Origin of the sequence: Nocardia sp. FBN12 (genome assembly GCF_050320175.1) — a bacterium.
Classification (GTDB): Bacteria; Actinomycetota; Actinomycetes; order Mycobacteriales; family Mycobacteriaceae; genus Nocardia.
In genome coordinates this window covers 1-19284 of the sequence record NZ_CP190048.1, presented here as the reverse complement: position 1 = coordinate 19284, position 19284 = coordinate 1, and the positions used below count along the sequence as shown (strand labels likewise).

12 protein-coding genes and 3 rRNA genes are annotated in these 19284 nt (G+C 63.8%); 6 read left to right on the top strand and 9 right to left on the bottom strand.

Translation table 11 applies throughout. The annotated features are described in order from the left end of the window. Positions 1-250 precede the first annotated feature (250 nt). Positions 251-1093: a DUF72 domain-containing protein gene (locus ACQHI0_RS00075; RefSeq protein ID WP_427905879.1), complete on the bottom strand. Its 843-nt coding sequence runs from the start codon at positions 1091-1093 to the stop codon at positions 251-253. 151 nt (positions 1094-1244) lie between these two features. Here ACQHI0_RS00075 and ACQHI0_RS00070 point away from each other — a divergent pair, with 151 nt between their 5' ends. The 5 genes from ACQHI0_RS00070 to ACQHI0_RS00050 all read left to right on the top strand — a co-directional run bounded on the left by ACQHI0_RS00070 (position 1245) and on the right by ACQHI0_RS00050 (position 6181). Beyond that, the gene (locus tag ACQHI0_RS00070) at positions 1245-2465 is read left to right on the top strand and encodes an MFS transporter (protein WP_427905878.1); all 1221 of its coding nucleotides are present in this window, start codon (positions 1245-1247) and stop codon (positions 2463-2465) included. 65 nt (positions 2466-2530) lie between these two features. Continuing rightward, positions 2531-2725 carry a hypothetical protein gene (locus ACQHI0_RS00065; RefSeq protein WP_266297926.1) on the top strand — a complete coding sequence of 65 codons (195 nt, stop codon included), beginning with the start codon at positions 2531-2533 and terminating at the stop codon, positions 2723-2725. A 92-nt stretch (positions 2726-2817) separates the two neighbouring features. Then, the gene (locus ACQHI0_RS00060) at positions 2818-3360 is read left to right on the top strand and encodes a YceI family protein (protein ID WP_427905877.1); all 543 of its coding nucleotides are present in this window, start codon (positions 2818-2820) and stop codon (positions 3358-3360) included. Positions 3361-3383: 23 nt separating this feature from the next. Continuing rightward, positions 3384-4592 carry a L,D-transpeptidase gene (locus tag ACQHI0_RS00055; RefSeq protein ID WP_427905876.1) on the top strand — a complete coding sequence of 403 codons (1209 nt, stop codon included), beginning with the start codon at positions 3384-3386 and terminating at the stop codon, positions 4590-4592. 125 nt (positions 4593-4717) lie between these two features. After that, complete coding sequence (locus tag ACQHI0_RS00050; RefSeq protein ID WP_427909041.1) at positions 4718-6181, top strand: LCP family protein; 1464 nt, start codon at positions 4718-4720, stop codon at positions 6179-6181. A gap of 82 nt (positions 6182-6263) precedes the next feature. Here the strand turns inward: ACQHI0_RS00050 and fadD32 are convergent, their stop codons facing one another. Continuing rightward, complete coding sequence (gene fadD32, locus ACQHI0_RS00045) at positions 6264-8144, bottom strand: long-chain-fatty-acid--AMP ligase FadD32 (RefSeq protein WP_427909040.1); 1881 nt, start codon at positions 8142-8144, stop codon at positions 6264-6266. Positions 8145-8201: 57 nt separating this feature from the next. Next, positions 8202-9449 (bottom strand): KasA/KasB family beta-ketoacyl-ACP synthase, encoded by a 1248-nt coding sequence (locus tag ACQHI0_RS00040; RefSeq protein ID WP_427909039.1) that lies wholly within the window; start codon positions 9447-9449, stop codon positions 8202-8204. 200 nt (positions 9450-9649) lie between these two features. Here ACQHI0_RS00040 and ACQHI0_RS00035 point away from each other — a divergent pair, with 200 nt between their 5' ends. After that, positions 9650-10642 (top strand): acyl-ACP desaturase, encoded by a 993-nt coding sequence (locus ACQHI0_RS00035; protein WP_427905875.1) that lies wholly within the window; start codon positions 9650-9652, stop codon positions 10640-10642. A gap of 18 nt (positions 10643-10660) precedes the next feature. On the opposite strand, the gene ACQHI0_RS00030 is transcribed toward ACQHI0_RS00035, so the two are convergent. The 6 genes from ACQHI0_RS00030 to ACQHI0_RS00005 form a co-directional block, all read right to left on the bottom strand. Next, on the bottom strand, positions 10661-11953 hold the full coding sequence (locus tag ACQHI0_RS00030) for a diguanylate cyclase domain-containing protein (protein WP_427905874.1): 1293 nt from the start codon (positions 11951-11953) through the stop codon (positions 10661-10663). A gap of 36 nt (positions 11954-11989) precedes the next feature. Then, positions 11990-12799, bottom strand: coding sequence for an SAM-dependent methyltransferase (locus ACQHI0_RS00025; RefSeq protein WP_427905873.1), 810 nt, complete (start codon positions 12797-12799; stop codon positions 11990-11992). A gap of 93 nt (positions 12800-12892) precedes the next feature. Continuing rightward, a complete protein-coding gene (locus tag ACQHI0_RS00020) occupies positions 12893-13567 on the bottom strand; it encodes a YdcF family protein (RefSeq protein ID WP_427905872.1) in 675 nt (224 codons plus the stop codon). A 107-nt stretch (positions 13568-13674) separates the two neighbouring features. Next, positions 13675-13791, bottom strand: a 5S ribosomal RNA gene (rrf, locus tag ACQHI0_RS00015). 119 nt (positions 13792-13910) lie between these two features. Beyond that, positions 13911-17042, bottom strand: a 23S ribosomal RNA gene (locus ACQHI0_RS00010). A gap of 329 nt (positions 17043-17371) precedes the next feature. Further along, positions 17372-18888: ribosomal RNA gene (locus ACQHI0_RS00005) — 16S ribosomal RNA — on the bottom strand. The 16S, 23S and 5S rRNA genes sit together here, the layout of an rRNA operon. Positions 18889-19284 lie beyond the last annotated feature (396 nt).

Sequence of the window (19284 nt, the reverse complement as noted above, 5' to 3'; positions counted from 1 at the left end):
CGCCGACGACCGGTACAGGTAACCCGATGGGGTGCAACAGCATTCACCTGTGCGGACCGATGCACCAGGCCCCCGCCCTCCAACTGCGGCTCGCAATGCGGCGCGGGCGACAACAACATTCCCTCCGTAGACATGCTCGTCCCCTTCGAGTCAGTCCACCCACTCCCCAGTGGTGGCGCACAGCATGACACGCAGGTCCGACAAGTGTTCGCGAAATCAACTCAGGTCGCCGCAGATGTCCGTTCGGCCCTCAGAACAGCGTCATCGGTTCGTCGGACTCGGGCATCGGCTGTGCGGGTAGCTCCGGGACTATCACGCGGACCTCGTCATGGAAACGCCGGGCCAAGCCACGGGCCGCGGCGTTGTCGGGCGTGTGCACGAAGACCGTGGGCGAGCGACCTTCGCGCAGCCAGCCCGCCACGGTCTCCACCCACGGCCGCCAGCCCGCGACGGTGCGGTCGGTGTCGGCGCGCCCGTGGTAGCGCACGATCGGGTACTCGGTCAGCGCCCGCAGCCGGCGCGGGACGCGCGGCTTCTTCGCCCTCGCCTCGTATTCGGAGGGGTCACCCGGTGGCCCGTCGAACAGGACAGTCGTGTCGAACGGCACCCATTCGGCCCCGATCCGCCCGAGCACTCGCTCCAACTGCACCGTGGCCCGCTCGTCCTCGAAGAACGCCGGATGCCGCACCTCGACAGCGCATCGCAACCCACCGGGCAGCTCCCGCTGAAAACGGGCGAGCGCGCCCAGATCGGTCGGCCCGAACGACGCGGGCAACTGGATCCACAGCGCGTGCACCCGTGTTCCGAGCGGCGCCATCACGTCGAGAAACGCGCCGAGTTCGGCACCGGCGTCGACGAGTCTGCGCTCGTGCGTCACCGCTCTCGGCGGCTTGAGCACGAACCGGAAATCGGGCGCGGTCTGCCGGGCCCACGACTCGACGGTCGATGCGGACGGTGTCGCGTAGAAAGTGGTGTTGCCCTCGACCGCACCACAGTGCCCGGCATAGGCGCGCAACCGTTCCCCCGGCGCGGGCATCCGCTGCTGCCACTCGGGATGAGTCCACATCGCACACCCCATCCGCAGCTCACGCACAGGCCGACGGTAATACAGCGGACGGCCGCCCTTAAAATGAGACCGGTTGCCACCATTTCGCCCTGTGCGCGGGTGGCGGGTTTCGGCCGAGCAGGTCGGCGACCCGCCACGTCCCTGGATCCCGGTGCGCGCACAACGGAAAGGGCCTGTGATGGCGATTCTCACCACCGAGCGGCCCAGTGCTGTCTCCGCAACCCGCGCCTGGCTCGGCGTGTCCGCCGCCATGGTGGCGATCGCGTGGGGTGGCAACGAGTTCACGCCGCTGCTGGTGATGTACAAAGCCCACGGCCTCCCGCTCACCGCGGTCGACCTGCTGCTCTTCTACTACGTCCTCGGCATCGTGCCCGCACTGCTCGTCGGGGGCCCACTCTCGGACCGGTTCGGTCGCCGCCCGCTGATGCTGCCCGCACCGCTGATCGCCGCGGCCGGTTCGCTGCTGCTCGCGGCGGGCGCGGCCTCGGTGCCGATGCTGGCCGCCGGGCGGATGCTGTGCGGTGTCGCGCTCGGCCTGGCGATGGCGGTGGGCGGCAGCTGGCTCAAGGAGCTGTCGCAACCACCGTTCGCCGCGGCCGCCGCGGGCAAAGGCGCGCGACGATCCGCGATGAGCCTGACCGCCGGGTTCGCCCTCGGCGCGGGTGTGGCGGGAACCCTCGCGCAGTGGGGTCCGCTACCCGATTCCACCGCCTATCTCGTCAACGCGGTGCTCTGCGTCGCGACTGCGTTCTGGATCGCCAAGACACCGGAAACCGTGACGCGCCAAGCGAATCCGGGCAAACTGCGGGACGACTTGAAGATCCCCGCAGCCGGACATCGGCGCTTCCTTCGCGTCGCGGTGCCGGTCGCACTGTGGCTGTTCACCGCCAACGCGACCGCCTACGCCGTCCTCCCGACGCTGCTGCTGCCGCGCGTGCAGCAGGCCCCGATCGCCTTCTCCGCCCTGGTCACCATGGTGACGCTCGGCTGCGGATTCACCATCCAATCGGTCGCCAGGCGCATCGACCGCCCCGGCACCGCCCGCGCCGCGGTGGTGGCACTGGTGTTGCTCACCGCGGGCATGATTTTGGCCGCGTGGACGGCGGCCACCCTGAGCATCTGGGTGACGCTGCTGACCGCGGTCGTGCTCGGCAGCGGCTACGGCATCGGCCTGGTCGCGGGCTTGCAGCAGATCGAACGCATCGCGGGCCCCAGCGATCTGGCCGGCCTGAACGCGGTCTTCTACTCCGTGAGCTACCTGGGCTTCGGCGTGCCCGCCGTCCTGTCGGCACTGCACAGCAGCCTCGGTTTCGGCTACCCCGCCATGTACGTTGTCACGGCCGTGATCGCCGCGTGCTGCCTCGCGCTCGTCGCCGCGAATTACCGCGAACGGATCTGAGCGCACACCCTCCGCCGGAGCCATCGCGGTTCGATCCGCGATCACGGCGCACTACCGTGGATCGAGTGAGCGCCGATCCCGTCGAAACACTGCTTCGCTGGCAAGATTCCGGCGCGATCTGGCGGGTTGTCGGGCGCAGGCCCGACTCCGTGACCATCGCCCTGTTCGAATGCACCGGCGGTCAGGAAGTAGACCGCTTCACCTCCACCGATCCCGCCCTCCTGCGCTTTCTCGGCGAACGCGCCACCAGCGAGGACTGACCCGCACCCGCTGCACGGGGTTACGCTGGTTGGCGCTATCGCTTCACACGCCCGTCGGCCCACACGGCCGGATCGCCAAGTGAGGAGAGACCATGTCGGCCCCTACCGGACTACCCGCGGGAACCTGGGTCATCGACCCCGCCCATTCCACCCTGCAGTTCTCGGTGCGCCACCTGATGGTCAGCAAAGTACGTGGTCGTTTCACCGACTTCTCGGGCACGCTCGTGGTCCACCCCGACGGCACCGCCGACGCCGATGTCGCGATGAACGTCGCCTCGGTGACCACCGACAACGCGCAGCGCGACGGGCACCTGGCCACCGCCGACTTCTTCGACGTCGCCAATCACCCGACCGCCACCTTCAAGGCCACCGGTTTCAAGGCGCTGAGCACCGAATTCTCCGTCACCGGCGATTTCACCATCCGCGGCAACACCCACCCGGTCACCCTCGAGGTCGAATTCCTCGGCACCGGCCCCGGCATGGCCGACGCCCCGGTCGCCGGCTTCTCCGCGACCGCCACCATCAACCGCCGCGATTTCGGCCTCACCACCGAGATGCCGATGGCCGACGGCGGCGCCGTGATCGGCGACAAGATCACCCTCTCGCTCGACGTCGAGGTCGGCTTACAGAGCTGACGGCACCGAGCACAGGAGGGCGCATGTCAGGACGACGTTTCCGAGCAGGCCTCGCCGCCACGCTCCTGGTGCTGGTCGCGGGCTGTGGCGGCTCGCCCACCGAGTCGGACACCGAATCCGCGGACCGCCCGGCACCGACGATCTCGGTCGCCCCGGAGGACGGCGCGACCGAGATCGATCCGCTCGGACCAGTTCGCGTCAGCACCAGTGACGGGCAGCTCACCGCGGTCACGATGACCAACGAGGACGGCGGCACCGTCGACGGCATCCTCACCCCGGACCAGTCGGCGTGGAAGCCGTCAGTGCCGCTGGGGTACGGGCGCACCTACACCGTCACCGCCGAGGCGGTCACCGTCACCGGCAAGGTCGGTCCGATCACCTCGTCGTTCTCCACCCTGACACCCAACAATCAGACCGAGGTCTCCTTCCGCACCACCGGCGGCATGCCGCTCTCCTCCTCGGACACCTTCGGCGTCGGCACGGTCGTAGTCGCGCATTTCGACGAGGACGTCCCCGATCGCGCGACCGCCGAAAAGTATCTGTCGGTCAGCACCGATCCGCCCGTCACCGGTTCCTGGTATTGGGTCGACAACCGCAATGCCCACTGGCGCCCCCAGAACTACTACACACCTGGCACGAAGGTGACGCTCACCGCCGACATCTACGGCAAGGATCTGGGCGGCGGCCTCTACGGCCAAGAGGACACCGAGACCGGTTTCACCATCGGCGACTCGCACGTTTCGATCGTCGACGACAACGACAAGCAGGTGCGGGTGTACGAGAACGGCACCCTGGTCAGGACCATGCCCACCTCGCTCGGTATGGGCGGCAGTCAGACCGTCGCGGGCAAGACCATCACCTTCTGGACCCAGCCCGGGATCTACACCGTGATGGAGAAGGCCAATCCGGTGGTGATGGATTCGTCCACCTACGGCTTGCCGGTGAACTCCCGGCTCGGCTACAAGGAGACCATCGGCTGGGCGACGAAGATCAGCACCGACGGCATCTACCTACACCAACTCGACGACACAATCTGGGCGCAGGGAAACACCAACGTCTCACACGGCTGCCTCAATCTCAGCGGCGAGAACGCCCGCTGGTTCTACAATTTCTCCCAACCCGGCGACGTGGTCGAGATCAGGAATACCGGCGGCGCCCCGCTCGAGGTGTGGCAGAACGGCGACTGGAGTGTGCCGTGGGAACAGTGGCAGGCAGGTAGCGCACTGCGGTGAACGGGGACAACGACTTTCCCGCGGGCACGGCGCGCGGGGAGCACAGACGGCGGGGGCCGGAGCGCGTGGGCAGGCAGGTCACCGACCACCGCGCTCCGCGGCGCGGCCGCGCTCGCCGAGTCGGGATGATCCTGGCGCGCACGCTGGTCGCGACCACTGCGCTGGCCGTCCTCGCGGGCACCGGTCTGGCCTGGTCGGCCAAGCAGGACTTCGACTCCGGCTTCACCCATTCCACCGCGCTCGGTGAGGACGCCCCACGTTCCGGTGGCGGCGCGGTCAATATCCTGCTGATCGGCTTGGACACCCGCAAAGACCTCAACGGCAACGACCTGCCGAAACAGGTGCTCGACCAGCTCCACGCCGGTGACGGCTCCGAGGGCGGCTACAACGCGAATTCACTGATCCTGCTGCATATTCCGGCCGACGCGAGCAAGGTCGTCGCCTTCTCGATCCCGCGCGACGACTACGTGCCGGTGACGGGGATTCCCGGCTACCAGCAGGTCAAGATCAAAGAGGCGTACGGGCTGAAAAAGGCTGCGGTGCAGGCGAAGTTGATCGAGCAGGGCGAGAAGGACCCGGTTGTCCTGGAGCGACGCGGCCGCGAGGCCGGACGCGCGTCCATCGTCACCACCGTCCGCAATCTCGTCGGGGTGCCGATCGACCGCTTCGCCGAGATCTCGCTCGCGGGCTTCTACGACCTGGCCACCGCGGTCGGCGGGGTCGACGTGTGCCTCAACCACGCCGTCGACGACAGTGAGTTCTCCGGCGCGGTCTTCCCCGCGGGCAGGCAGCATCTCGACGGTTCGCAAGCCCTCGCGTTCGTCCGTCAACGTCACGGCCTACTGAACGGCGACCTCGACCGCACCCATCGCCAGCAGGCGTTCCTCACCTCGGTTGCCAAGTCGCTCAAGGATTCCGGGACGCTGACCAACCTGAGCCAACTCGCGGCGCTGATGGATGTGGCCCATCGCGATGTGGTGCTCTCCGACGGCTGGAACCTGTTCGACTTCGCCCGTGACCTCGGCTCCGCGGGCTCGGTGCCGGTGGAATTCCGCACGCTGCCGGTGGTGCGCTACGACGTGATCGATGGTCAGGACGTGAACATCGTCGATCCGGCGGCGATCAAACGGGAGGTGCGGGCGGCTTTCGGCCAGGAGGTGCCGAAAACCAGCGCGGCGGCCCCCGTTCCGACGAGCGTGGTCGATGTGCACAATGTCGGCGCCGCGAAGGGTCAGGCGGCGGTGCTCTCGGCGGCACTGGAGAGCCGCGGTTACGCTGCGGGCCTGATCGGCAACGGTGATTCGAGCGACGGGCAGTACTCGTCCATCACCTACGGCCTCGGCGCCGCCGACGACGCGGGCGCCCTGGCGGAACTCCTCGGTGGACTGCCGGTTTCCGCATCCCCGTCGATCGAGGACGGGCGGGTGCGAATCGCGCTCGGCGCGGACTTCACCATGCCCAGCGAGCTGAGCCCGGCGACATCGACGACCACACCACCGAAACCCACGACGTCCGGTTCGATGCCATTGCCCGATGCGGGAAAACCCCTGTCCACCAACATCGGTGACACCATCCCCTGCGTCAACTGAGCCGCCCCGTGCTCCGGCGGCCGCCCACTGAGCGCGACAGTATCCGGCCGGCCACCGGAATTACCCGGTGGCCGACCGCTTCTCACTCCTCCGGTGCGTCCGGATACGCCTGCTGCCGGTACCCACCGCGCAGCGTCCCGTCCAGATACGCCGCCTTACAGGCCCGCCGGGCGATCTTCCCGCTCGACGTCCGCGGAATCGATCCCGCGTGCACCAGCAACAGATCCCGCACCATCACCCCGTGCCTGCGTGCGATGGCCGCCCGCACCGTATCCGTGATCGGCCCCGGCTCCAGTTTCGCGGCGCCCGTGCCCCTTTCGGCGACGACCACCAATTGCTCCGCCGCCGGGTCGGACCCACTCCCGGTCTCGAGCACCGGCGCGGGCAACTGTCCCGCCTGCACGGAGAAGGCCGCGATGAACCCGGGCCGCAGGGCGGTACTGGCTTCCTGCGCCGAGTATTCGAGATCCTGCGGGTAATGATTGCGCCCGTCGACGATCACCAGATCCTTCACCCGACCGGTGATGAACAACTCGCCGTCGTGATAAGCACCGTAATCGCCGGTGCGCATCCACTTGGCGTCGTCGGGCGCCCCCTCGGCGCGACTACCGACCGACATGCGCGCGACCACCCGGTTGTGGAAGGTCTCCGCGGTCTCCTCCGGCCGTCCCCAATACCCGATGCCCATATTGTCACCGTGCAACCAGATCTCGCCGACCTCGCCGTCGCGGCGCTCCACCCCGGTGCCTGGATCGACGATCACCGCCCACTGCGACCGCGCGACGTGCCCGCACGACACCTGTGCCACCGCGTTCGCGGCGTGCTCGTCGCACTCCACCATCCGGCCCTCGTTCAACTGCCCGCGATCGACATAGACCACCCGCGCCTCGTCGTCGCGCTTGGTCGCCGACACGAACAGCGTCGCCTCGGCCATCCCGTAGCACGGCTTGATCGCGGTCTTGGACAGCCCGTACGGCGCGAACGCCTCGTTGAACTTGCGCATCGAGGCCACCGACACCGGCTCACTGCCATTGATCAGACCGATCACGTTCGACAGGTCGAGGCTCTCGTTCCCCTTGGGCAACCCGCGCATCGCCGCGTGCTCGAAGGCGAAGTTCGGTGCCGCCGAGTAGATTTCGGCACCATCGGCCTGGGCGGCCAGCTCCTTGATCCAGCGCGCGGGCCTGCGCACGAACGCGCTCGGCGACATGATGGTGATGAACTTGCCGCCGATGGTCGGCAGGATCACCGTGAGCAGCCCCATGTCGTGGAACAGTGGCAGCCAGGTGACTCCGCGTGCGTTCTCGGTGATCCCGATGGCGTCGATCATCTGCAGCAGATTCGTTCCCACCGAGCGGTGGGTGATCTCGACACCGGCGGGCACCCTGGTGGACCCCGAGGTGTATTGCAGGTACGCCACGCTGTCGATATTGATATCGGGCCTGCGCCAGCGCGTGCCGACGGTATCGGGAATCGCCTCGACCGCAATGATTCTGGGCCGTTGCGCGGCCGGTTGTTCGCGGAAGAAGTTGCGCACCCCCGCCGCCGCGCTACCGACGGTGAGCACCGCGGCGGGTTCGCAGTCGCCGAGGACGGCGTGCAGCCGGTCGCTGTGGCCCTGCTCCTCCGGATCGAACAGCGGCACAGCCACATTTCCCGCGTACACCGCCGCGAACAGCGCCACGACATAGTCAAGACCCTGCGGCGCCAACACCGCCACCCGGTCGCCGGGCTTGGTCACCTGCTGCAACCGCGCGGCAACCGCGCGCAACCGCACGCCGAATTCGCGCCAGGTCAGTTCCCGATATTCCCCCTCGCGCTCGGTTGAATAGTCGATGAAGCGGTAGGCCAGGTCGTCCCCGTTGGCCTCGCTGTGTTTGTCGACGAAGTCGATCAAGGTCTGATCGCCGGGAATCCGGATAGTCCCCAGCTCGTCTACATAGTCGTCGAAAGTCTCGCCGATCATTCCCAATCCTTTTCAACGCACATTGACCAGAACCCGCCACTGCCGGGCGGATCGTCAATACCGCCCGAACGAGATCGCCACGTTGTGACCGCCGAAACCGAAGGAGTTGTTCACCGCGTAATCGATGCGACCACGCCGCGCCTGACCCGACACCACGTCCAGATCGATCGCGGGGTCCTGATTGTCCAGATTCAGGGTGGGCGGAACGACGCTGTCGCGCACGCTGAGCACGGTGAGCACCGATTCGAGCGCACCGACCGCGCCGATCGAGTGCCCGAGTGCCGATTTCGGCGCGTACACCGAAGCGTGCGAGCCGATGGCCTTGCCGATCGCATTGGCCTCGGCGGTGTCGCCGATCGGCGTCGCGGTGGCGTGGGCGTTGATGTGGGTCACGTCGGTGCGGCTGATCCCGCCGGTCTCCATCGCCCGCGTCATCGCCCGTGCCGCGCCGGTGCCCTCGGGATCCGGGGCGACGAGGTGGAATCCGTCGGAGGTGATGCCCGCCCCGAGCAGTCGCGCGTGAATCGTCGCGCCACGCGCCTTGGCGTGCTCCTCGGTCTCGATCACCATCATCGCGCCTGCCTCGCCGAAGACGAACCCGTCACGGTCGGCGTCGAAGGGACGCGAGGCGGCCTTGGGATCGTGGTTGCGGGTGCTCATGGCCCGCATCTGCGTGAACGCCGCGATCGGCACCGCCTGGATGGAGCCCTCGACACCGCCGGTGACCACGATGTCGGCATCGCCCATCATGATCATCCGCCACGCGTTGGCGATCGCCTCCGAGCCCGACGAGCAGGCCGATACCGGCGTGGAAACCCCGGCGCGCGCACCCAATTCGATGCCGACACAGGCGGCGGGGCCGTTGGGCATGATGGCCTGCACGGTCAGCGGCGAGACCTTGCGGTAGCCGCCGTTGCGCAGGCGATCGCGGGCGTAGATCAGCGATTCCGCGCCGCCGAGACCGGTACCGATCGAGACGCCGAGCCGGTCGCGGTCCACTTCGGGGCTGCCCGCGTTGCGCCAGACCTCACGGCCGAGGACCACGGCCATCTGCTCGACGTAGGACAGTTTGCGCGCCTCTTCGCGGGTGAGCGAGAGGGTGGGCGACACCTTGAGGTGGCCGCCGATCCGCACCGGCAGTTCGAAGTCGTCGATGAAGGAATCCTCCAAGACGTCGATCCCGCTCTCGCCGTTGAGCAGACCCTTCCAGGTCGAGTCGACGTCGCCCGCGATCGACGTGGTCGCCGCCAGGCTCGTGACCACGATGTCCGTCATAATTTTTCGCTCACTCTCTCTAGCTATGCCACGACTGAACGGGAACCGCTGATGGAGCTGAACTGGTGGAGCGTATATGCACTCGACGCGACGCGCCCAAATTCTTCAACAGTGCTGAGCGCACCGTGTCGTTTCCAGGCGCCGTGCGCCGGGTCTATTGTGACGACGGGCAACACTACCGGACCGACGCAACTCTCGCTTTTCACTAACCGGAAAGGGCAACGAGCGTGGCCAGGAACCTGACCCAACTGGAACTACTGATCGAGCTGGAACCCATCGCCGCGAGCAATGTGAACCGCCATCTGGCGATGGCCAAGGACTGGCACCCGCATGATTATGTGCCGTGGGACCAGGGCCGCAATTTCGCGGCGATGGGCGGAATCGATTGGGACCCAGAACAATCCGCACTCAGCGAGCTGGCCAAGGCCGCGATGGTCACCAACCTGCTCACCGAGGACAACCTGCCCTCCTACCACCGCGAGATCGCGGAGAACTTCTCCAAGGACGGCGCGTGGGGCACCTGGGTCGGCCGCTGGACCGCCGAGGAGAACCGGCACGGCATCGTGCTGCGCGACTACCTCGTGGTGACCCGTGGGGTCGATCCGGTCGCGCTCGAACAGGCGCGAATGATCCACATGACCAACGGATATTCGGCGATGGCCGTCGTCGACGACAAGGCGCCCGGCTTCGACATCCACAGCTCGACCGGTGCCGGATTCCTGTTCTCCGTCGCCTATGTGACCTTCCAGGAACTGGCCACCCGGGTCAGCCACCGCAACACCGGTCGCGTCTGCGACGACCCGGTCGCCGACAAGATGCTGGCCCGCATCGCCGCAGACGAGAACCTGCACATGATCTTCTACCGCAACCTGTGCGCCGCCTCGCTCGACCTGGCCCCCGACCAGACCATCGAGGCGATCAACACCATCGTGCAGAACTTCCAGATGCCCGGCGCGGGCATGCCAGGCTGGCGACGCAACGGTGTGCTGATGGCCAAGCACGGAATCTACGATCTGCGCCAGCATCTCGAAGAGGTTCTGATGCCGGTGCTGCGCAAATGGGACATCTTCGAGCGCAACGACTTCAGCCCCCGTGGCGAGCGTGCCCGCGAGGATCTCGCGGCGTTCCTCGACCGGCTGAGCGGGGACGTCCTGCGCTTCGAGGAGCAACGCGATCGCTCACTGGCGCGGGCGGCGAAGCGCGAGCCCCAATCGATCTGATCGACTCCGGCCCGGCCGCTACCGGGCCGGATCGCGGCGCGCGTCGTTCTTGTTGCGATACATCGCCGCGTCGGCGGCGTGCACCAGTTCGTCTACGGCACCGGGCAATTGCTCGAAGAAGGCAGTGCCGATGCTCGCTCCGACAACGAGCATGTGCCCGTTCGCCGCGAGCGGCTCGGTGAGCGCGGACAGCAGCTCATCGGCCAGTGTCGCCAATTGCGCTTCGCCGGAACAGTTTTCGACAAGCACGAGGAACTCGTCGCCGCCGATGCGGGCGGCGACCGCGTCGGCCGGACGCACCGCGTCACGCATCCGGTCTGCCACGACCTGGAGCACGCGGTCTCCGATCGTGTGCCCCCACAGGTCGTTGATCTCCTTGAAACCGTCGAGGTCGAGGTAGCAGACCCCGATCGGGGGTTGCGCGTCGGCCAGTTTGTTGAACAGGTGCGGGCGGTTCGGCAGACCGGTGAGTGCGTCATGGTTGGCGTCGTGCCACAGCCGGTCGGCGAGCTGCTTACGCTCGGTGACATCGACCGCGACGCCGATCAGGAATTCGATACCGCCGTCGGCGCCGCGCACCGCCGACATCGACAGGTCGATCGCGGTGATCCTGCCGTCGGTGTGCAGGTGCTCGGTCTCGGTGCGGAAGCTCTCGGTTTCACCCGCGACCATGCGCTGGAGTTGTTCGAACGCGAAGTTCAGGTTCTGTGGGCCGAGGATGTCGGCGACGGTCCGGCCCGGCATCGTCTCCGGGGTCCGGCCGAGCATCTGGGCCATGGTGGCATTGCAGTTCACCACCTGACCCGTCATGTCGACAGTGCCGATACCGACGAGCGCACCGTCGAAAACCGCCTCGAACCGTACTTCCGACAGCGCTCGGCGGGTTTCGGCCTCCTGGGCCGCGGCCAGCACCGCGGCCAGCGTGGCCTCCTGCTCGGCGAGTGCGGCGGCACGTAACGCCGCCGTGAAGCCGGCGGCGAAATCGGCGGCCAGCCCGATGGCCCGCGCGCGGATCTGCGGCAGCGCTGGGTCGGCGGGACCGTCGGCAGCGACCTCGACCAGATCCGAACACAGCACCGGCACCGACCGGCTCACCGCCGACGGGTCGCGAAAATTAGCCGCGACCAGCATCCGAGCGGCGCGGCGGGCGATATCGGGGTCTTCACCACCGCGCGCCGCGTCGATCAGACCGGTACACAGGGCGGCCAGCATCTCGTCGATCTGAGAGCGGTTGAGCGTAGGAGCTACGACACCGTCCAGGGCATCCGCCCACCGCTGCCCCAACTCCCACGACCCCACTGCTTCATCCACCTGTCATCGTCGATCCCACCGCCATGGCAGGCGGCTCTACTTCTTGATCGCGACTCCGCCCAGACCGAGCGAACGGCCCGGCTTCTCGTGCTGATCGCGCTCGGACTCGGGCCGCCACAGCGGCAGCTCGACTACGCCGGGCTCGACCGAATCCCATCCCTCGAACAGTGCGACGATCTCGTCCTTGGACCGGAAATGAATGCCGACCTTGGCATGATTCACCGACTGCACGCCCAGTTTACTGGCATCCTCGGGACGTAGCTCGGATGTGAGATGTGAAATGGCTATGAAACTGCCGGGGGCGACCGCCGCACGCAGCGCGGCCACCTTGCCGATCGGATCCTCGTCGTCGTGCACCAGATGCAGCACCGCGATCAGCAGCAATCCCACCGGTTCGTCGAAGTCGATCAGCCCGGTCTCGCGCACCGCCGCGAACAAGTCGCCGGGCTTGCGTAGATCGGCCTCGATCGCGCCTGCCTTCTCGATGCCCTGCAGGATGGTCCGCGAATGCGCGACCGCCACCGGATCGATGTCGACGTAGAGCACCCGCGCCCCGGGGTCCAGCTCGTGGACGATCTCGTGCACATTGCCCGCAGTGGGAATGCCCGATCCGATGTCGAGGAACTGCCGGATCCCGGCATCGAGCATGAAGCGGACCGCTCGGCGCAGGAAGGCCCGATTGCTCAGCGCGAGCCGCGGCAGATCGGGAACCAGTTTGATCGCGTACTCCGCGGCCTCACGGTCCACCGCGAAATTATGCGAGCCACCGAGCAGCGCGTCATACATCCGAGCCGGACTCGGATACTGAATATCGACACCCTCGGGCGCCCATACCGGCCTGTCCATCACATTCCCCTATCCGCCATTACTTCGACAGCGCCCTCGCAACCCCGCAGTGACGCCACCGAATCGTAAACGGCATCACCGACATCGGCGCGACTATCGGTTCGCGCCGTAGGGCTGGGCCCAGAGAGGGGCGACGTCCGGGGTCATAGTGGCGACTACCGGGATTCCCGCGGCGAGGAAATTGTCCAGGGCTCGGCGCATGTGGTCGGCGGAGGTGATGAGGACTGCTTTGGTAACGCCGAGGGCTTCCATTATCCGTGCCGAGAACTCGGCGTTCTGCACGGTGGAGCCCGCTTCGGTCTCCGCATGCAGCCGGTGCCTGGCGACGCCGCGAATGTTGAGCCAGTCGGCCATCACCTGCGCCTCGGTGACACCGTTGCGCGGGTTGCCGCCGGTCACGATCACCGGGGAAGCGGGTGACATGTAGGCCTGAATCAGGGCCGCGTGCAAGCGATTACCGAGTTCGGCCCGCATGGTGCCGTCCGGCAGCAGGCCGTACCCGAGCACCACGATCGCGGTCTCGGGGCCGTAGGTGGCCGGTAGCTCGATCCCGGCGAGGCCGGCGACCGAGCCGACCGCACCGATCAGCGGGTCGGGAGCGGGCGCCGCAGCGCCGGGTGCGGCGGTTGCCGCCACTACTGCGATCAGTGCGGCAGGCAGCACGAACGCTGTCGCGTAACGACGCAGTGTCTGGTGAGTGCAGAGCCAGTCCATGGTGACCTCCCGAAGCGACGTCGCATCATCGTCGCGCACCGGAACCCCGGGCATGGAGGTTTTCTGAAATGTTGATGGTTCGGACTGCTGGCCCGGTGTGGCAGGTGCTCGGGAACGCAAAAAGGCCCCCAACCAATGGTTGAGGGCCTTTCGCAATGATGTTCCGGCAGTGTCCTACTCTCCCACACCCTGTCGAGTGCAGTACCATCGGCGCAGGTGGCCTTAGCTTCCGGGTTCGGAATGGGACCGGGCGTTTCCCCACCGCTATAACTACCGTAACTCTATGAAACTATCGACAGCGCTCCCCGAAACACCGACCCCCCGAACGGGACCCGATGACCAGGTTTGCTGCAGTGTCTGTTGTTTCAGAAACCGCACAGTGGACGCGTAACACCTTTGTAGTAAGCCCTCGGCCTATTAGTACCAGTCACCTACACCAGTTACCTGGCTTCCAATTCTGGCCTATCAACCCCATGGTCTGTAGGGGGCCTTAACCCATCAAGTGGGAGAGAAACCTCATCTTGGAACAGGCTTCCCGCTTAGATGCTTTCAGCGGTTATCCCTTCCGAACGTAGCCAACCAGCAGTGCTCCTGGCGGAACAACTGGCACACCAGAGGTTCGTCCGTCCCGGTCCTCTCGTACTAGGGACAGCCTTCCTCAAGTTTCTTACGCGCGCGGCGGATAGAGACCGAACTGTCTCACGACGTTCTAAACCCAGCTCGCGTGCCGCTTTAATGGGCGAACAGCCCAACCCTTGGGACCTACTCCAGCCCCAGGATGCGACGAGCCGACATCGAGGTGCCAAACCATCCCGTCGATATGGACTCTTGGGGAAGATCAGCCTGTTATCCCCGGGGTACCTTTTATCCGTTGAGCGACACCGCTTCCACTTGCCGGTGCCGGATCACTAGTCCCGACTTTCGTCCCTGCTCGACCTGTCAGTCTCACAGTCAAGCTCCCTTGTGCACTTGCACTCAACACCTGATTGCCAACCAGGCTGAGGGAACCTTTGGGCGCCTCCGTTACATTTTGGGAGGCAACCGCCCCAGTTAAACTACCCACCAGGCACTGTCCCTGAACCAGATCATGGTCCGAGGTTAGAAGTCCAATACGATCAGAGTGGTATTTCAACGACGACTCCCACAACACTAGCGTGCCGCTTTCACAGTCTCCCACCTATCCTACACAAACCGTACCGAACACCAATACCAAGCTATAGTGAAGGTCCCGGGGTCTTTTCGTCCTGCCGCGCGTAACGAGCATCTTTACTCGTAATGCAATTTCGCCGAGTCTGTGGTTGAGACAGCAGAGAAGTCGTTACGCCATTCGTGCAGGTCGGAACTTACCCGACAAGGAATTTCGCTACCTTAGGATGGTTATAGTTACCACCGCCGTTTACCGGGGCTTAAATTCTCAGCTTCGCGGACAAAGTCCGCTAACCGGTCCTCTTAACCTTCCGGCACCGGGCAGGCGTCAGTCCGTATACATCGTCTTACGACTTCGCACGGACCTGTGTTTTTAGTAAACAGTCGCTTCTCTCTGGTCTCTGCGACCTTCCCCAGCTCTGAGTGCAAGACTCGTCACCAGGGCAGGTCCCCCTTCTCCCGAAGTTACGGGGGCATTTTGCCGAGTTCCTTAACCACAGTTCTCTCGATCGCCTTAGTATTCTCTACCTGACCACCTGTGTCGGTTTGGGGTACGGGCCGTGTACCAGCTCGCTAGAGGCTTTTCTCGGCAGCATAGGATCACTGAATTCCCCTCAACGGGTACGCATCACGTCTCAGGCTACATGTTGTGCGGATTTGCCTACACAACGCCCTACACGCTTACACCAGGTATTCCATCACCTGGCCCAGCTACCTTCCTGCGTCACCCCATCGCTTACCTACTACAATCGGGGTCCTGTGCAGCAATCATCCCTCTCACCCGAAGGCTCGATAAGACAACATTTGGACAGTTAGCACAACTGATTCAGCATTGGGCGCGGATACACGGGTACGGGAATATCAACCCGTTGTCCATCGACTACGCCTGTCGGCCTCGCCTTAGGTCCCGACTCACCCTGGGCGGATTAACCTGGCCCAGGAACCCTTGGTCATTCGGCGGACGAGTTTCTCACTCGTCTTTCGCTACTCATGCCTGCATTCTCACTCCCGTGGCCTCCACAGCTAGTTCACACTGCTGCTTCCACGGCCACAGGACGCTCCCCTACCCATCCACACACCTGGCCCTGCACGAATGCAGGACGGGTTATTGTGTGAATGCCGCGGCTTCGGCGGTGTACTTGAGCCCCGCTACATTGTCGGCGCAGGATCACTTGACCAGTGAGCTATTACGCACTCTTTCAAGGGTGGCTGCTTCTAAGCCAACCTCCTGGTTGTCTAAGCGACCCCACATCCTTTTCCACTTAGTACACGCTTAGGGGCCTTAGCCGGCGATCTGGGCTGTTTCCCTCTCGACTACGAAGCTTATCCCCCGCAGTCTCACTGCCACGCTCTCACACACCGGCATTCGGAGTTTGGCTGACTTCGGTAAGCTTGTAGGCCCCCTAGGCCATCCAGTAGCTCTACCTCCGATGTGAAACACGTGACGCTGCACCTAAATGCATTTCGGGGAGAACCAGCTATCACGGAGTTTGATTGGCCTTTCACCCCTACCCACAGCTCATCCCCTCAGTTTTCAACCTAAGTGGGTTCGGGCCTCCACGACGTCTTACCGTCGCTTCACCCTGGCCATGGGTAGATCACTCCGCTTCGGGTCCATAATGTGCGACTAAATTTCGCCCTATTCAGACTCGCTTTCGCTACGGCTACCCCTCAACGGGTTAACCTCGCCACACACCGATGACTCGCAGGCTCATTCTTCAAAAGGCACGCCATCACCCCACGTACAAGTACGAGGGCTTTGACGGATTGTAAGCGCACGGTTTCAGGTACTATTTCACTCCCCTCCCGGGGTACTTTTCACCTTTCCCTCACGGTACTAGTCCGCTATCGGTCACCAGGGAGTATTCAGGCTTACCGGGTGGTCCCGGCAGATTCACAGCAGATTTCACGGGCCCGCTGCTACTCGGGTATCTCCTACGGAAGCCAAGATGTTTTCGTCTACGGGATTATCACCCTCTACGACAGGCCGTTCCAGACCACTTCGACTAACAACTTGGTTTCTTACTTCCGCTTGATCCGGCAGAATCAAGAAAGAAGACCCCACAACACCGCATACACAACCCCTGCCGGGTATCACATGTACACGGTTTAGCCTCATCCGCTTTCGCTCGCCACTACTCACGGAATCACTGTTGTTTTCTCTTCCTGTGGGTACTGAGATGTTTCACTTCCCCACGTTCCCTCCACACACCCTATATATTCAGATGCGGGTAACACGACATCACTCGTGCTGGGTTTCCCCATTCGGAAATCCTCGGATCTCAGCTCGGTTGACAGCTCCCCGAGGCTTATCGCAGCCTCCTACGTCCTTCATCGGCTCCTGGTGCCAAGGCATCCACCGTACGCTCTTAAACACTTACTAACAAAGATGCTCGCGTCCACTGTGCAGTTCTCAAACAACACACCCGCGAAAATTCCGTACCCAGACCTACCCAACCTTACGGCCGGCGGTTTCGAGGAAAACTCTCTCGGATCGTATGTTTTGCCTTGAAAAAACACTTTCGCGTGTTCTTTCAGGACCCAATAGTGTGTCGGTATACCCATCGCGGTCGAAGACATTGCTTCGACCGTATGCGATGAAAGTTGTCAGTGTTCCACCCATGAGCACCGCCGGACTACATATGAGTCCGAAACGGCTCTGGCATCCTCGAACCTCGACTACACGAGGCGAGAAATGCAGATGCTCCTTAGAAAGGAGGTGATCCAGCCGCACCTTCCGGTACGGCTACCTTGTTACGACTTCGTCCCAATCGCCGATCCCACCTTCGACGGCTCCCTCCACAAGGGTTAGGCCACCGGCTTCGGGTGTTACCGACTTTCATGACGTGACGGGCGGTGTGTACAAGGCCCGGGAACGTATTCACCGCAGCGTTGCTGATCTGCGATTACTAGCGACTCCAACTTCACGGGGTCGAGTTGCAGACCCCGATCCGAACTGAGACCGGCTTTAAGGGATTCGCTCCACCTCGCGGTATCGCAGCCCTCTGTACCGGCCATTGTAGCATGTGTGAAGCCCTGGACATAAGGGGCATGATGACTTGACGTCGTCCCCACCTTCCTCCGAGTTGACCCCGGCAGTCTCTCACGAGTCCCCGCCATTACGCGCTGGCAACATAAGATAAGGGTTGCGCTCGTTGCGGGACTTAACCCAACATCTCACGACACGAGCTGACGACAGCCATGCACCACCTGTACACCGACCACAAGGGGGCCTACATCTCTGCAGGTTTCCGGTGTATGTCAAACCCAGGTAAGGTTCTTCGCGTTGCATCGAATTAATCCACATGCTCCGCCGCTTGTGCGGGCCCCCGTCAATTCCTTTGAGTTTTAGCCTTGCGGCCGTACTCCCCAGGCGGGGTACTTAATGCGTTAGCTACGGCACGGATCCCGTGGAAGGAAACCCACACCTAGTACCCACCGTTTACGGCATGGACTACCAGGGTATCTAATCCTGTTTGCTACCCATGCTTTCGCTTCTCAGCGTCAGTTACTTCCCAGAGACCCGCCTTCGCCACCGGTGTTCCTCCTGATATCTGCGCATTTCACCGCTACACCAGGAATTCCAGTCTCCCCTGAAGTACTCTAGTCTGCCCGTATCCCCTGCAAGCTTAAGGTTGAGCCCCAAGTTTTCACAGAAGACGCGACAGACCGCCTACAAGCTCTTTACGCCCAGTAATTCCGGACAACGCTCGCACCCTACGTATTACCGCGGCTGCTGGCACGTAGTTGGCCGGTGCTTCTTCTACAGGTACCGTCACTTGCGCTTCGTCCCTGTCGAAAGGGGTTTACAACCCGAAGGCCGTCATCCCCCACGCGGCGTCGCTGCATCAGGCTTTCGCCCATTGTGCAATATTCCCCACTGCTGCCTCCCGTAGGAGTCTGGGCCGTGTCTCAGTCCCAGTGTGGCCGGTCACCCTCTCAGGTCGGCTACCCGTCGTCGCCTTGGTAGGCCGTTACCCCACCAACAAGCTGATAGGCCGCGGGCCCATCCTGTACCGATAAATCTTTCCACCACCGACCATGCGATCGGTGGTCATATCCGGTATTAGACCCAGTTTCCCAGGCTTATCCCGAAGTACAGGGCAGATCACCCACGTGTTACTCACCCGTTCGCCGCTCGTGTACCCCGAAGGGCCTTACCGCTCGACTTGCATGTGTTAAGCACGCCGCCAGCGTTCGTCCTGAGCCAGGATCAAACTCTCCGTTGAAGACTCTCGAAAACACCCCGAAGGGCGCAATCAAAATTATCTAACTAGAGTCCGAAAACCTAGCAAAGCCAAACACCAGCAAAAAAGATTCGCTGTTGTTTTCAATGTCCAACTCTCATGACCGGGGGGTACATGAGAAGTTGGCACCAATAATAATTATTGGCACTGACATTCATCGACACACTATTGAGTTCTCAAAGAACACACGCACACACTTCTACCCACAACTTCTCGGAGGGGTTTCGGTGAGGCAAGGGTTCGTACTTTAGCTCAGGCAACCGGTCGGAAGCAAATCCGTACCGAGTCGGTCTGAACACATGATCAGCCAGGCGCTCATCGTCCTACCTCGTGTCTCGGCCGCTGGGCGGCTGAGTCGGTGTCCGTGTCGCTCTGACT

Excerpts from the sequence above, each read along its gene's own strand:
- ACQHI0_RS00070 (WP_427905878.1), top strand. The coding sequence starts at position 1,245 with ATGGCGATTCTCACCACCGAGCGGCCCAGTGCTGTCTCCGCAACCCGC.
- ACQHI0_RS00060 (WP_427905877.1), top strand. The coding sequence starts at position 2,818 with ATGTCGGCCCCTACCGGACTACCCGCGGGAACCTGGGTCATCGACCCC.
- ACQHI0_RS00055 (WP_427905876.1), top strand. The coding sequence starts at position 3,384 with ATGTCAGGACGACGTTTCCGAGCAGGCCTCGCCGCCACGCTCCTGGTG.
- ACQHI0_RS00050 (WP_427909041.1), top strand. The coding sequence starts at position 4,718 with ATGATCCTGGCGCGCACGCTGGTCGCGACCACTGCGCTGGCCGTCCTC.
- ACQHI0_RS00025 (WP_427905873.1), bottom strand. The coding sequence starts at position 12,799 with ATGGACAGGCCGGTATGGGCGCCCGAGGGTGTCGATATTCAGTATCCG.
- ACQHI0_RS00020 (WP_427905872.1), bottom strand. The coding sequence starts at position 13,567 with ATGCCCGGGGTTCCGGTGCGCGACGATGATGCGACGTCGCTTCGGGAG.